The 13,557-nt window shown below is 67.0% G+C and carries 12 protein-coding genes; 7 read left to right on the top strand and 5 right to left on the bottom strand.

Annotated features, from left to right (window positions below):
- Positions 1 to 17: 17 nt before the first annotated feature.
- Entirely contained in the window at positions 18 to 821 is an 804-nt protein-coding gene (locus tag MicroSTF_RS00235; protein ID WP_322952724.1) for an ABC transporter ATP-binding protein, read from the bottom strand.
- Between the two features lie 17 nt (positions 822 to 838).
- Complete coding sequence (locus MicroSTF_RS00230; RefSeq protein WP_322952722.1) at positions 839 to 1,507, bottom strand: FadR/GntR family transcriptional regulator; 669 nt, start codon at positions 1,505 to 1,507, stop codon at positions 839 to 841.
- 277 nt (positions 1,508 to 1,784) lie between these two features.
- Here MicroSTF_RS00230 and MicroSTF_RS00225 point away from each other — a divergent pair, with 277 nt between their 5' ends.
- A complete protein-coding gene (locus MicroSTF_RS00225; RefSeq protein ID WP_322956294.1) occupies positions 1,785 to 3,485 on the top strand; it encodes a 2-isopropylmalate synthase in 1,701 nt (566 codons plus the stop codon).
- Here the strand turns inward: MicroSTF_RS00225 and MicroSTF_RS00220 are convergent.
- From MicroSTF_RS00220 to MicroSTF_RS00210, 3 genes are all read right to left on the bottom strand, one after another.
- On the bottom strand, positions 3,482 to 4,066 hold the full coding sequence (locus MicroSTF_RS00220; protein WP_322952720.1) for an NADPH-dependent FMN reductase: 585 nt from the start codon (positions 4,064 to 4,066) through the stop codon (positions 3,482 to 3,484). The two genes, MicroSTF_RS00225 and MicroSTF_RS00220, sit on opposite strands and share 4 nt — an antisense overlap.
- A 91-nt stretch (positions 4,067 to 4,157) precedes the next feature.
- Positions 4,158 to 4,700, bottom strand: a complete 543-nt coding sequence (locus MicroSTF_RS00215; RefSeq protein ID WP_051667801.1) for a hypothetical protein — start codon at positions 4,698 to 4,700, stop codon at positions 4,158 to 4,160.
- A 50-nt stretch (positions 4,701 to 4,750) separates the two neighbouring features.
- Positions 4,751 to 5,842: an ATP-binding protein gene (locus MicroSTF_RS00210; RefSeq protein WP_021199292.1), complete on the bottom strand. Its 1,092-nt coding sequence runs from the start codon at positions 5,840 to 5,842 to the stop codon at positions 4,751 to 4,753.
- Positions 5,843 to 6,059: 217 nt separating this feature from the next.
- Between MicroSTF_RS00210 and MicroSTF_RS00205 the strand changes: the two genes are divergently transcribed.
- From MicroSTF_RS00205 to MicroSTF_RS00180, 6 genes are all read left to right on the top strand, one after another.
- Complete coding sequence (locus MicroSTF_RS00205) at positions 6,060 to 6,701, top strand: response regulator (protein ID WP_031207062.1); 642 nt, start codon at positions 6,060 to 6,062, stop codon at positions 6,699 to 6,701.
- Positions 6,698 to 8,440, top strand: coding sequence for a hypothetical protein (locus MicroSTF_RS00200; RefSeq protein WP_322952715.1), 1,743 nt, complete (start codon positions 6,698 to 6,700; stop codon positions 8,438 to 8,440). Before MicroSTF_RS00205 ends, MicroSTF_RS00200 begins: the two co-directional genes overlap by 4 nt.
- A 48-nt stretch (positions 8,441 to 8,488) precedes the next feature.
- On the top strand, positions 8,489 to 9,163 hold the full coding sequence (locus tag MicroSTF_RS00195) for a GAP family protein (protein ID WP_029264879.1): 675 nt from the start codon (positions 8,489 to 8,491) through the stop codon (positions 9,161 to 9,163).
- A 27-nt stretch (positions 9,164 to 9,190) separates the two neighbouring features.
- Positions 9,191 to 10,786 (top strand): carboxylesterase/lipase family protein, encoded by a 1,596-nt coding sequence (locus tag MicroSTF_RS00190; protein ID WP_322952711.1) that lies wholly within the window; start codon positions 9,191 to 9,193, stop codon positions 10,784 to 10,786.
- Between the two features lie 49 nt (positions 10,787 to 10,835).
- A complete protein-coding gene (locus MicroSTF_RS00185; protein WP_029258950.1) occupies positions 10,836 to 11,261 on the top strand; it encodes a DUF1003 domain-containing protein in 426 nt (141 codons plus the stop codon).
- A 924-nt stretch (positions 11,262 to 12,185) separates the two neighbouring features.
- Complete coding sequence (locus tag MicroSTF_RS00180; protein ID WP_322952708.1) at positions 12,186 to 13,469, top strand: hypothetical protein; 1,284 nt, start codon at positions 12,186 to 12,188, stop codon at positions 13,467 to 13,469.
- Positions 13,470 to 13,557: the final 88 nt, after the last annotated feature.

Genomic DNA, 13,557 nt, shown 5'->3' with positions numbered 1-13,557 from the left:
GCCCGGGCCTCTCACGTTCAGCCCACGAGCACCCGACCGGCACGGGCCTGCCATCGCTCATCGCGATGCTCGATCCGGATGGGGTACTCGAACGCCGCGGTCACGAGGGCGGTCGTGAGAACATCGCTCGCCGCCCCCTGCGACACGACCTCCCCCTTCGAGACCAGGGCTGCGTGAGTGGTCGACCCCGGCAGCTCCTCGAGGTGGTGCGTCACGAGCACCGTCGCGAGATCGGGTTGCGCGTCGTGCAGCAGGTCGAGGGTCTCGAGGAACTGCTCCCTGGCGGCGACATCGAGACCGGTGGAGGGCTCGTCGAGCAGCAGCAACCCGGGGTCGGGCAGAAGGGCTCGCGCGATCAGTGCCCGGCCGCGCTCCCCCTGCGACATGGTCGGCCAGGTGGCGTCCTGCCGCCCGCCGAGGCCCAGCATCCCGATGAGGTGGTCCGCCCTCGCGATGAGCGACGGCGACGGCTCCCAGCGGTTCATCATCTCCGTCGTCCCCGTCGCACCGGTCAGGACGACCTGCCGCACCGTCAGCGGCGAGCGCAGCGGATGACGAGGGTTCACATGTCCGATCGATTCGCGCAGCCGGCGGATCTCGACCCGCCCGAGCTGCTGACCGAGCACATGCACGGACCCTCGGGTCGGGTGCGCCTCCGCGCCGCACATGCTCAGGATCGTGCTCTTGCCCGCGCCGTTGGGTCCGATGAGGGCCCAATGCTCCCCTGCACGGACGGTGAGGTCGACGCCGGTCAGGATCTGGCGCGAGCCGCGGATGACGTCGACACCCCTCAGCACCAGCACGTCGGACGTACGGTTCACACGAGGCTTCTCCTCGGTCATGCCAGCGCGTCCCGCAGTGTGAGGAGGTGTGCACGGCTCCGCGCGGCAGCAGCGCCCTCGTCGCGGTCGACGATCGCGTCGACCTGGGCGGCGTGGGCGTCGTGGTCGGCATCGTCGCCGAACTCCCGTCGGATGCGGAGCATCTCGACCATGGCTTCACGCAGCCGGGGGGTGAAGCTGTCGAACAGGTCGAGGAGGACGGCGTTGTGCGACGCGGCGACGACCGCGCGGTGGAACGCGGTGTCGGCATCGACGTGACTGTCGATGTCGGACCTATGCGCATCGCGATCGGCCAGGGCGCGACGGATGCTGCGCAGGTCTGAGGGCGTGCGTCGCGCGGCGGCGAGCGCGGCGGCTTCGGTCTCGATCGCGATGCGCGCTTCGATCACTGCGACGATGCCGGCCTTTCGCAGCACCGCGTCCCAGTCCTCGGGCGCATCGAGCGCGAGGACGAAGACGCCTGCGCCCTGTCGCGAGGCCAGCACCCCGCGCCCGGCGAGCTGGCGGATCGCCTCGCGCACGGTGGAGCGTCCCACTCCGAGCTGCGGCGCGAGCGTCGTCTCCCCGGGGAGCTTCTCCCCCAGTGCCCATTCTCCGGCGCGGATCCGTTCCAGCAGGAGTGCCGCAGCCTGATCCGCCAGGGGTTCTCGCCTCACCTGTGCCATGCGCAATGCCAGCCTCTCGTCTACTTGTCTGAGGAGTTGTGTTACAGTCTAGCCATGTTCTCGTCAGAGCACCTTCTTCTTCGTCGCCACGGCGGGACGTAGCCGGACCGGCTCCCCGTCGTGGAGTCGAACGTGTGCCGGTCGCAGACCCTCGAAGAAGGACACCGCACCCGCCATGACCACGACATCGTTCCCCCACCCCTCCCCGGCCGCCGACCTCGATACCGACACCGGCTCCGACCGGACGCCGACCTGGAACAGGCAGCGACGTTCCCCGATGCCGTCGCACCGCTACCGCGACGTCTACTCCCGCGTCGACGTGCCCCTCACCGAGCGGGACTGGCCGACACGGCGTCTCACCGCGGCCCCGCTCTGGGTGCCCGTCGATCTGCGGGACGGCAACCAGGCGCTCGCCGAGCCGATGGACCCCGCGCGCAAGCGCCGCTTCTTCGAGCTGATGGTGAGGATGGGCTACAAGGAGATCGAGGTCGGATACCCGTCGGCGTCGCAGACCGACTACGACTTCGTGCGGCTCATCGCCGAGAGCGACATCGCCCCGGATGACGTGACGATCGTGGTGTTCACGCCCGCGCGTCGCGACCTCATCGAACGCACGGTCGCCTCCATCCGGGGCATCGCCAATCCGGTCGTGATCCACATGTACACCGCGACCGCCCCGACCTGGCGCAGCCTGGTGCTCGGGCACGAACGCGAAGCGCTGACGCAGCTCATCCTCTCCGGCGGCCGTGACGTGTGGGAGTTCGCCGGAGACCTGCCGAACGTGCGGTTCGAGTTCTCTCCCGAGGTGTTCAATCTGACCGAACCCGACTACGTGATCGACATCTGCGATGCGATGACCGACCTGTGGCAGGCGACCCCCGAGCGCCCGGTGATCCTCAACCTCCCGGCCACGGTCGAGGTCGCCACCCCGAACGTGTACGCCGACCAGATCGAATACATGCACAAGAACCTCGCCCGTCGCGATGCCGTGATCCTGTCGGTGCACCCCCACAACGACCGCGGGACCGGCATCGCCTGCGCCGAGCTCGCGGTGCTCGCCGGCGCGCAGCGGGTCGAAGGCTGCATCTTCGGCAACGGCGAGCGCACGGGCAACGTCGACATCGCGACGCTCGCCCTGAATCTGCACGCGCAGGGCGTGGACCCGATGATCGACTTCTCCGACATCGACGAGATCCGCCGCACGGTCGAGTACTGCAACCGGATCGAGGTGCACGCCCGCCACCCCTATGTCGGCGACCTGGTGCACACGGCATTCAGCGGGACCCACCAGGACGCGATCAAGAAGGGCTTCTCCGAGCATCGCGCTCGGGCTGCGGCCGAGGGCCGCGACGAACGGGAGATCGAATGGCGGGTCCCCTACCTGCCGATCGACCCCGCCGACATCGGCCGCGACTACGACGCGGTGATCCGCGTGAACTCGCAGTCGGGGAAAGGCGGGATCGCCTACCTGCTCGAAACGGCGTACGGGATCGAACTGCCCCGCCGCCTGCAGATCGACTTCGCGCGACACGTGCAGCGGCACACGGACACGATCGGCACCGAGGTCACGGCATCGGAGCTGTGGAGGGTCTTCGGGGAGGTGTACCTCGGCACCGGTGCCCGCACCGATATCGCGCTCGTCTCGTACGACACCGCCGAGTCCGACGGCGAGTCCCGCACACGGATCACGCTGCACATCGAGGGGCGCGAGCACACTAGCACCCATGCGGCAGGTGGTCCGGTCGAGGCCCTCACGGCGGCACTCGATACCCGGGGAATCCGTGTCGACGTCGTGAGCCTGCACCAGACCAGCGTCGGATCCGGCGCCGACAGTGAGGCGCTCATCCTCCTCGAGCACCGCACGGAAGAAGGGGTCGCCTGGTCGGCAGGCCGCGGGCGCTCCGTCCTCTCCGCGAGCCTGTCCGCCGTGATCACGGCGGCGAGCCGCGCCGCATTCCCCGACGCGACGCCCGACTAGTCCGGGTCGCCGACGTGGCCGGGAGCCGTGAGAGAGAGCACACGCTCGACGAAGGCGGCGTACTCCTCCATGTAGTGCTCCAGGAACTTCTTCGTGCCGTCGTCTTCGACCTCGCCGTCCGGGCCGAACATCTCCGGTCGATACGTCAGGTACGCCTCGGGCGCGTTGAGCTGTGGGGCGTTGAGGAAGCTCAGCACGCTGCGCATCGACGACTGCATGACGGCGGTGCCGATGGCCCCGGTGGAGGCGCCGATGATGCCGGTGGGCTTGCGCGCGAACGAGTTGTGACCCCAGGGGCGTGAGCCCCAGTCGATCGCGTTCTTCAACGCACCCGGTATCGAACGGTTGCACTCGGGTGAGACGATCAGCAGTCCCTCCGCCTGTTCCACCGCCCGCTTGAACGTGGTCACGGCGGCGACCGGATCGAGCTCGTCGTCGCGGTTGTACAGCGGCAGATCGCGGATCGGGATCTCGACCATCTCGAGGCTGTGAGGTGCCAGCTTCACGAGGGCGGTCGCGACGACGCGGTTGATCGAGTCATGGGCGAGGCTCCCGATGAGGTAGCCGATCCGGTGAGTCATGCGCATTCTCCCTCGTTCGTTCCGCCGTGGTCGTTGGCGTTCAGGCTAGCCCCGTATGCCGAAACCGCAAGCCCGCCGCGGCTCACCGGTCTCAGTGCACGAGAGCCTTGAGAACCACGAAGACGAGACCGAACGACGCCGTCCCCAGGGCGCCGAGCACGCGCGTGAGCAGGGGGCTCCCCCGACGGAGGAAGGCCACATAGCCGAGGAACGCGAGGATCACGACACCAGACCAGAGCGCGAGGTCGTTCGCGAGCCCGTCGGGCATGACGCGGGTCGTGCCGGCCAACAGGAAGACCGCCGGCACGGTCGCCGAGCTGAGCATGCCGAAGGAGTGCTTCACCGACGCGGCGAACGCCGCCCGAACCCCGACGGATTCACCGTGCTCGCGTTCATCGTGATCGCTGACCCTGGCCACGGTGCCGGCATACACATGAGCACCCCAGAACACCAGCACCGTGACGGCGACCGTCACCAGCACCGCCAGTGATGTCTCCCCGTGCGCCGAGGACACGGCCACCAGGCCGCTGACGAGAATCGTGCCGTACACCGCGGCCTCGGTGCCGAATCCCGATCGCAGGGCCCTGTGCACGCGAAGGATCCCGTCATCCGCAGTCGTTCTCCGCCTGTCCATACCCGGTGCTGCTCCTGATCCGTCGTGCCATCGCTACCATCGAGCTCCCATCATCCCTCGACGCGCAGGGGGACCTTCACATCGCCGCCCGCCTCCTCGGTGATCCGCTCCCCCATCTGCACGAAGGTCGGCGCCGAGATGAAGCCGCCGGCGAACAGCGCCTGCCCCTGGACGAAATCAGCGGAACGGCGGATGGCGTCCTCGGAGGCGAAGCCGAAGACGTCGGCGAGCTCGGCGAGGTCGCGGGGCGCGTTGACCCGCATCAGCGCGAGGTTGTCGCACTGCGAGAGCACGTTGGGGTGGATCTTCGTCGGACGCTGGGTGGAGAGCAGCAACCAGAGCCCGAATTTGCGCCCCTCGGCCGCGATCTGCACGAGCTGCTCGGTGAGGGCTCGTTCGACGGCGGTCTCGGGATTCGGCGAGCAGAGGTTGTGTGCTTCGTCGATGACGATCAGGACGGGTCGTCGTTCCTCACGGTGTGCCCAGAGATGTTCGAGCACGGCGAGGGCCGCGACCTTCGGCTCGGCAGGGTGCTCGAAGCCGCCCAGGTCGAGGACCGTGGCTCGTGGGCGTTCTTCGATCACGTCGATGACCGATCCCGCGCCGCGTGACCAGAGCGCCCACTCCAGCACCTGCAGGTTCTCCATGCGGTTCGCGAGCCGCACCCGGGCGGGGTCGCCCGAGGCTCGCAGACCGGGGAGCATATCGCGACCGTCGAAGACGTGCGCATCTCGTTCCTCATGGAGCAGAGCGTTGTACTCTTCCGCATCCGCGATCGGGTCCATCTGCAGAACGGCTGCCTTCGATGCCGGCACCAGATCGACGTAACGCACGTGCAGGCGCTCGCCCTCACCCGCGCCGGAGCGGAACACGCGGATGTCGAGTTCTGCCATGCGGTCGGTCTCGGATGCTCCTGCGGAGGCCCGCGTCTCCCGCAAGCGCGTGAAGTCGCTGTTCGGATCGAGGACGATCATCGGCAGCTCGGTGTGCAGGAGCAGCTGTTCCAGCACGACACCGAGCGCATACGTCTTCCCGCTGCCGCTCTGCCCGACCCAGAAGGTATGCCTGTTGAAACGCCGGGCGTCGAGGTCGACCGGAGCCCCCGGGTCCTCGAGCGTCGTTCCGATGGTGAGGTTCGTCATCACTCCGGTACACCTTTCCTTCATCCCGTCATTCCTCGCGGCGGGGCGAGCCCATCCTCCGAGACCGATGCACGACATCATCCTCGCCCGGCTCGCCTTCGCACCAGTGCCGACATCCGTGGCCGCGGATTCCCGTGCGCAGTCCCGACACCCGAGAAGGCCGATTCCCCTCCTGCCCCGACGTTCCGACACCGCTGCGCTCCACTAATGTGACAACGTGGGCGCGGAGTGGAGACGACGGGTGCTCGTCGTCGAGGATCAGGGTGCCCTCCGCATGCTGGTGTGCGATCTGCTCGAGCGCCACGGCTTCCAGACCGCGTCAGCCGCCGATGCCGCCGAGGCGACACGCCTCTTCACCGAATTCGACCCGGACGCGCTGCTGACCGACATCGATCTGGGCTCGCGCCCCTCCGGGGCGGAGCTCGCCGCGATGCTGGTCGAACTCGCACCGCACATCGCGGTCGTGTTCCTCAGCAGCTACCCCCGTGCCGCCGCCGGTGCCACGGCGATGGGGATCGAGCAGGCCGTGTTCGTCGCGAAACAGGACCTCGATTCCCCTGCGGCTCTGCTCTCCGCGCTGGAACGTGCTCTGTCGACGCATCCGACACCTCTGCCGCCCTCGGCCGAAACAGGCGACCCCCTCGGCTCACTCACCAGGCATCAACTGGAGATCCTCGCGATGATCGCACGCGGATGGTCGAACGAGCGCATCGCCGTCGAGACCGGTGGCACGGTGCGCGCAGTCGAACGATCCATCAGCCGGTTGTTCGGAAGACTCGAGGTGACACGCGACCCGACCGTCAACGCTCGTGTCGCTGCGGCGGGACTCTACCTCGCCGCGTTCGGTCCCGCCCGATGAGGAAACTCCGCCGTGCGGCTGTCCGCGCCTTCGGCGGCGGCCGATTCCTCACCGTCTGGTCGATCGCCGCCTCCCTCCCCCTGTCCCTCACCGTCATGGCGCCCACGGGTGTCGGCATCGACACTCTGACCGCGCTTCCCGCCATGGTCGCGACCTGGCTCTGCTTCGCCGCGGCGCTCACGGGCATCGCCGCATGGGAACGTCGCGGCCGATCCCGGCGAGAGCGAGCAGCCGTCGTGACCGCCGGGATCGTCGTCTGCGCGGCGATGCGTCCGGTGACGCAAGACGGCTGGCTCCACCTCGCCGGCCTTCCCGCACCACCTTCGGGTCAGCTTCCGTACCGGATCGCGACGAACATCGTCGTCTGGATGATCGTGCTGAGCATCATCGCCGTGCTGGATTCCTCGCTCCGGTCACTGCGACGGACGAACGCCCTGCTGCGGTCCGTGGCCCAGGAGCTCGCCCGGGCACAGGACGATGCGCACGCGCTGGCGACCGATGCGCGGAACCTTCTCGACCGAGCGCAGTCGACCCTCGATGCGGCGATCATCGAGATGGAACCGACACCCACCGGCGTCCGAAGGCTCGGACACGAATGGATCCGCGAGTGGAGTCACCGTCTCGCCGAGCTCGCCGAGAAGAAGGAGGCCGGGAATCCGCGTCGAGCCCGCGACGGCTTCGGTGATCGCGCGGACCCGAGGTCTTCCCCCTCGCCTCGGCACGTCCTGTTCCGCCTCCCGCCGCCGGGTCTGGTCACCCTCATCTACGCGGTGTGCCTCCTCCCCTATGCGACCCGCACGCAGACGCCACTCGAACTGCTCATCGGGATCGCCGCCCTCGCCGCGGGAGGTGCGGTCGTCGACTTCCTGCCGCGACGCCGCGCGATCGCTCGGGTGCCCCACCACGCGTCCTTGCTCTTCATGATCCTCTCCTGCGTCGTCGGCATCGCGCTCGCAGCACTCGCGGCCGCGCAGGGGGTGGCTCCGTTGCTCGCCGCCGTCTCCGCCATCGCGTACATCGGGTTCGCGTTCGCCGCCGGAACGTGCGCCGGCGCGCTGCACCGTCTCCGCAGCGAACAGCACCGACTTTCGAGCGCCGTCGCCGACGCCCAGCAGCTCGCACGTGCCGGCACCCGCCCCACTCGCGACGGCCTCAGAGCCGCCGCCGACCTCCTGCACGCGGATGCGCAGGGAGCCTGCATTCTGTTCGCGCTCGCACACCCCACACCCGATCCGGACGATATCCGGCGGCTGCGGGCAGAACTCGCGACTGTCGTGAGCCGACTTCCCGAGGCTTTCGCCACGGCCGACGATCCCCGTGCCCACACTTCCCTCACCGCACTCTTCGAGACGTGGGCGCACGTCATCGAGCTCCGTGTCGACGTCGACGACGAGGCACGCGATGTTCTGTCCTCGATCCCCTGGGTGGTGCGAGACTGCTACGACATCGTCGCCGAGGGGCTCCTGAACGCCGCGAAACATGCGAGTGAGCGACGAGCGGAGGTGTCGATCCGTCGAGTGACGACCGGCGCCGGACCTCGGCTTCACGTCCGTGTCTCGTCGCCCGGGATCGCCGCACGCGGCACACGTCTGCGCGCATCCTCACGGATGCAGGAGCTCGGCGCCCATCTTGTCCGCATCCCCGGCGGTGTCGCCCTGGAAGCCGCGTTCGCGCTTCCGCTGCGCGCGGCTGTCGTGTCAACCGAACATCGCGACGGAGAGCACCCGACCCCGCCGTAGCGTCGTCTGCGCCCCACCGAAGGGCACACGAAGACGATCGGACGAGACGTGAGCCAACTGCATGACCTCCTCCCGCTGGCTGTGGGCATGCTCATCTCGCCGCTGCCCCTCGTGGCGATCATCGCGATCATCCTCGCTCCCCGCGGCCGGACGGCGGCGCCCGTCTACGCCGCAGTGTTCATCGCGATCTCCCTCGCGTTCGTCATGGTCGGCGCGCTCACCTCTGCCGGTTCCGCCTCGGGGTCTCCCTCCGCCACCGCGAAGACAGTCTCGTTCTTCCTCGCCATCGTGCTCGCACTCGGCTTCGCCGCGCTCGCCGTCGCGAGTTGGTCGTCTCGCCCCCGCCATGGCCAGCCACCCCAGACGCCGGCCTGGCTCGCGGCCCTCGATGCCGTCACCCCGGCGAAGGCGGCCGCGCTCGGCTCGATCATGGCGGTCACCAACACGAAGAACATCCCGCTCGCGCTGAAGGGCGGTGCACTGATCGGCGAGGCGCATCTCCCTCTGCTCGCAGCGGGAGGGCTCTGCATCGGGCTGGTCGTCGCCGGCACTCTGCCGCTGCTCGTCACGGCCGCCGTCGCCACGAGCAGATCGACGGTCGTCACGAAAGCACTCGAACGGGTCAAGTCCGAGATGATCGCGCACAACGCGATGATCATGACGGTGCTGTTCGCGGTTCTCGCCGCGAACGAGGCCGCCCAGATCATCCGTCACCTGTCCTGAAACACGACCATGTCAGGAGCCGCACGCATGTCAGACAACTCTCTCCCCGACGACGAGACGCGCGTCGTCACCGTCACGGCACCGGCCGGGACGTTCCGCGGCACGGACGCCGACGGTGCGCACTCATGGCGCGGAATCCGCTATGCCCAGGCGCCGGTCGGTCTGCTGCGTTGGCGTGATCCCGTCGCGGCGCCGAGCGTCGAGGAGGAGATCGACGCCACCGTCTACGGCAACGTGTGCCCGCAGCAGATCAACCCCGCCGTACCGCTGGGCGACGACGCGGTGATGGACGAGGACTGCCTCGTGCTGAACGTGTGGGCACCGTCGGAGCGACCCGAGAGCGCCTTCCCCGTCATGGTATGGCTGCACGGTGGCGCCTACACGTTCGGCTCATCGAGCCAACCGCTGTTCGATGCGACATCGCTCGTCACGCGCGGCGAGGTCGTGGTCGTGACGGTCAACTACCGACTCGGCGCATTCGGTTTTCTGGATCTCGCCGGACTCCTGCCCGATGAGGGTTTCGATCGCAACCTGGCCCTGAAGGACGCGCTGCTCGCGTTGCGCTGGGTGCAGGAGAACATCTCGGCGTTCGGGGGCGACGCGGGCAGGGTCACGGTGTTCGGGGAGTCCGCGGGAGGAGGGCTGGTGACGACTCTGCTGGCGACGCCTTCGGCCGAAGGTCTGTTCTCCCGCGCGATCGCGCAGTCCTCCCCCGCCTCGAGCATGTACGGGACCGAACGGGCGCGTGACGTCGCCGCGCGGTTCGTGCATGAGCTGGGCATCGATTCGACGGATGCTGCGGCGGTCGCGGGGGCTCTGCGCGCGGCATCCGTCGATGACATCGTGGCGGCGAGCATGGAGGTGTACGCGGCCGTGCCGGACGACGCACCGGGGACCCTCGCGTTCGCGCCCGTCATCGACGGCGATGTTCTTCCGGAGGCGCCGGTGACCGCGCTGCGCGAAGGACGCGGGCTCCGGGTTCCGCTCCTGATCGGGACGAACAAGGACGAGGCGTCGCTCTTCAAGTTCATGAAGTCGCCTCTCATCCCGATCACCGACGACCGCATCCGACAGATGTTCACCGACATGGCCGAGGACAATCCGACGATCTCCCTTCCCTCCGCCGCTCAGGTCCGGACCGCCTACGAGAACGTGCGGCATGGCGCCGTGGGGCTCGGGATCGCCCGCGACATCGGATTCCGTCTGCCGACGCTGTGGATAGCGGAGGGTCACAGCACCGTGGCGGATGTGTGGCTGTATCGCTTCGACCATGCGGCGCCCTTTCTCCGTCTGATCGGTCTCGGTGCGACGCACGCGACCGAGCTGCCGTACCTGTGGGGCAACCTGTCGAGCGGCCCCAAGGACCCGACGTTCCGGCTCGGCGGCCGCCGAGCCGCGCAGGAGATCTCGGTGCGGATGCAGGAACGCTGGGCGGCGTTCGCGCACGGACGCACACCGGATGCGGCGACCGCGAAGGATGCGCCGACCTGGGCGCCGTATTCTGCATCGGATGCGGCCGGCCGCCGTCAGACCCTCGTGATCGAGCGGCAGGACACTCTCGTCGCCGACCTCGATGCTCCTCTACGCGCGGCATGGGGCGACGACGTGCTCGATTTCCGGTGAGCGCTCGTGCATCCGAAGGGCCGGCCGTGCGGCGACGTACCATTGGCCGATGACGCGACCTCTCACCAACTGGCACACTGCTCAGGCCGAACATCTCACGGCAGGTCAGCGCGCGGCTGATCGGCTTCGGAACGGGATGGGATCATGGCCGTTCATCGGGGTGTTCGTGCTCTTCATGATCGCCTGGGCGATCGTCAACAGCACGGCCCTCATGTGGGATCCCTACCCGTTCATCCTGCTCAACCTCTTTCTGAGCATGCTCGCCGGGCTCCAGGGAGCGATCCTTCTGATCGCCGCGAAGAGGCAGGATGCCATCGCCGCTGCCCTCGCACAGCACGACTACGACACGAACCTCGCCGCGAAGAAGGAGATCGAGGACCTCATGTCGATCAACCGGATGCAGCTCGAACTCCTGACGGAGCTGCGCGCCGCGGTCACGAACGACGGAGACGGGGCAGCGACGTCCGCGCGCTGACCTGCTCGACGAGCAACGTCGGGAACGGTGAGGGGCCCTCGTCGACGGGGCATCTGCTCGTCCAGAGAGGGTGAGACCACGTTCTTCTGCACGCTCTTCTGCGCAGTCTTCTGCACAGTCTTCTGCGCACCGGCCCGTGACCTCTCGTGCTCGGCAAGAGCATCAGCTCGTCGCACCGCGAAGCGGACCGGTGGACCGGGGACAGTCGGCGTGCGCGGCGGCGCCGGACATACAGAAGGCCCGGAGACTCTTGCGAGTTTCCGGGCCTTTCTCGGTCGGCTGTTGGCACAACTACCGCTGATGCGGATCGTAGCCCGGATCCATCCTGCTCTTTCCGGTTGCTCGCTTCACATTTTCCTGTTTCACCAGGAGAGCCGCACCAGCCCCGGAGGTGTGCTGCGGCGGGTTCCGCCTGATCGACGAGATCTGATGGTCGACTTTAAATCGGGTGGCGATGAGGCTGCGATGACCAGCGCTAGAGGTCGCCGCCAGTCACCAGCGTCTGCCGAGCATCAAGGCCGTGCTCGACGCAAGCGCGCTACAACGGAGAGCTAGGCATCTCAGACGACCCTCGCTGCTCGCCCTCAGCGAGCAGCGAGGCAGACCCCTCGGTGTTGAGAGGCAATTGCCCTTGACGACGACACACACTGGCCCCTATTCATCGGGCAGAATCGGATCATGAGTCGCGGTCAAGGAGCTAACGCTGTGAACGCGTCGCCAACATGGACTCAATTCAGGTCTGCCGTACAGCAGTTTGATCGAGACAGCCTCCTCATCCAAGCTGCGGCCGCCAGCGCGACCATCGAGCGTGGTCAACTGACGGAGCGAGCGAAGCTGCAGGGTGTAACCCCGTGGAGCATTGCAGATGTAGCCCGTACTGCACTCGCATGGGGAAGCACCCATAACCGTAGTGCGGACTCACGGATGCTGATCCGGCTGTGCAACTGGAACGCGCGCCTCGTCGATCAAGCCACGATCTCCGATCCGGGTGATCCCGAAGTACTCGCGCGAGTGCTGGCGCGGGTGATGTTCGAGCAATTCCCCGCACAGCGAGCAGTGGCGGCCGAGATCGCCAGGTCACTTCTGTTGTACGGGCCCCGAGCGCAACATCCACCGGGCTTTGCGCCGGAGGCCATGAAACCAGGTTGGTTTGAACGCGTCACAAACGGTCTGACCCTCGACGACTACATCGAGTCGGTGTTCCTCATCGCCACAGAGACCTCTCGTCGAAACGGTGGCTTCGATCCGGAGTGGTACAAAGGCTCCTCGTTCAAAGGACTGGGTGACATAATTTCGTACCGAGTGATTCGCCGAACATTCGTCGAACACCTCCTCACCACCGTGTCCGAGTTCAACGACACCAATCGCAAATTCCAAGATCATCTTCCGGGCGCACTGAAGAAGTTCGCCTTCAATCCACTTACCGATAAGCCGTTTATCGACAACCTCGGTGAGGTAGCGATTGCCCCTTGCGTTCAACACATCATCGCCAAAGCACAACCCGCTGCGATCTATCACTTGGCTCGCCGTGTCCTCGGCGACGAGTTCACGCGTGATCTAGGTCCAGTGTTCCAGCACTACACCGGGCGACAGCTGGGGGTTGTCGAAGGACGACCGGAAGTCATTCCGGAGGTTCGTTACAACCAACGGAAAGATTCGTTCGACTCTTGCGATTGGTTTCTTGATCTACCAGGACTGCTCGTCCTAATTGAGTGCAAGGCTCGACAACCAATTGAGGAGGTACGAATCGGCACCGACGATTGGTTACGCACCGTCAAGGACAGCGTAGGAAAAGGGATACGCCAGATAAACCGCTCCGACAAGCACATCGCCGCGATCAGCGCCGAAGCCCCGCAGATAGATGCATCGAAGCCGCGGGTCGGCCTCGTTATCACTCTTGAACCGTTCTACCTCGATCAGAACTGGCTCGTCTGGGACGAATTGCCAGCCTCGGATATGCCCATCGGGGTCATATCAATCAGCGACCTAGAATCCCTCGTTCTCCTCGATGCCGATGAGCTAGCGAGAGCGCTGAGGAGCGCAGCGGACTCCGCTCGCCAAAACATCATGCTTCTCGCACCTGCATTGGCCGCGACCGCCGACCGGGAGAACGAGCTACTCACTTCAACGTACGACTCGATTGGATTGTTCGACCGCGTGAGTAAAAGGACCGGAAGAGAGCGCAAGCCGCGCCCGCATGGCAACTAGAGGCGACATCGATCACCGCAGGTGTGGCGACTTGAGGGGGCCGCCCAATCAACGGCGGGCTCGCTACCCGCAGCGACGATGCATGAGC

The sequence above is a fragment of the Microbacterium sp. STF-2 genome (genome assembly GCF_034650155.1).
In the GTDB taxonomy this organism is placed as follows: Bacteria; Actinomycetota; Actinomycetes; order Actinomycetales; family Microbacteriaceae; genus Microbacterium; species Microbacterium maritypicum_A.
The sequence above is the reverse complement of the archived record's forward strand: the minus strand, read 5'-3'. Positions and strand labels throughout refer to the sequence as shown.